Annotated in this window: 1 protein-coding gene and 2 pseudogenes; 2 read left to right on the forward strand and 1 reads right to left on the reverse strand. The window is 41.5% G+C overall.

Annotated features, from left to right (window positions below; translation table 11 throughout):
- Positions 1-331: 331 nt before the first annotated feature.
- A complete protein-coding gene (locus B9G53_RS00245; protein ID WP_094528325.1) occupies positions 332-574 on the reverse strand; it encodes a hypothetical protein in 243 nt (80 codons plus the stop codon).
- 69 nt (positions 575-643) lie between these two features.
- On the opposite strand from B9G53_RS00245, the pseudogene B9G53_RS28230 reads away from it, so the two are divergent.
- Positions 644-769: pseudogene (locus B9G53_RS28230) on the forward strand (helix-turn-helix domain-containing protein); the annotation flags it as partial.
- Positions 746-856: pseudogene (locus B9G53_RS28235) on the forward strand (IS30 family transposase); the annotation flags it as partial. The pseudogenes B9G53_RS28230 and B9G53_RS28235, both read left to right, overlap by 24 nt.

Consider the following 856-nt stretch of genomic DNA (forward strand, 5'->3'; position numbering starts at 1 on the left):
CCTCACATCCAGTCTGACGGACTAATTGCCTAATCCTTTCCTGTGGATGAAAACTAGCATTATCGATGACTAATATTTGCTCTGGCAATAGTTCTGGGACAAGAACCTCTTCTACCCATTTACATACTAACCCAAGTTGCTACCTATCAAAAATTGCTTTAAAACACGTTAGAAGTAGCCTCGACAAGCCCTAAATAGCGTTATTTTCATAAAAACATCTAGCAAATTTTATTTTAAATTATGTTTTGAGCAAATAGGTAGCAACTTGGGTTACTAAGTTAGCATTACAGTAGTCCTCGAATAACATTGGTGCAACAATTTCACCGTCTCGTCAACCACTAATTATGCTCAATCTCTCAGTGCGGGGATAAAGCGCAACGGCGACAGCTCTGAGATAACCTGTTGCATGATAGAAATCAAGAATATGTTCACTTGTATGCCCCTTGAGAAATGACCAGTTTGACGTTGCCCCATCAGCAATACCGATATAAGTGGCTTGTGGATATCGCTCTTTGGTGCGCTGAATTTCTCGCTCTAGACGTTCCAGCGCCAATTCAAGGATGAAATGCAACACCTAGAGATCTTTGCGTAAAAGGACTCACAAGGATATTCTGATATTAATCACAATAATTAGGATACCCTCATGAGCTTTGTCGATCTTACCACCACAGAAAGAAGTGAACTGTATAAGCTGCGAGTAATTGAGCAGTTATCWTTATCAGAGATAGGTCGTCGCCTGAAGCGAAACAAAAGTACAATTTCCAGAGAACTATCGCGGAACACAGATAAGCGACAGCTCGGCTATATGCCAGATACGGCGGTTGCCCTGATGAAAGCACGACGGAAACAAGCAAAG

Origin of the sequence: Pseudanabaena sp. SR411, assembly GCF_002251945.1 — a bacterium.
Lineage (GTDB): Bacteria > Cyanobacteriota > Cyanobacteriia > Pseudanabaenales > Pseudanabaenaceae > Pseudanabaena.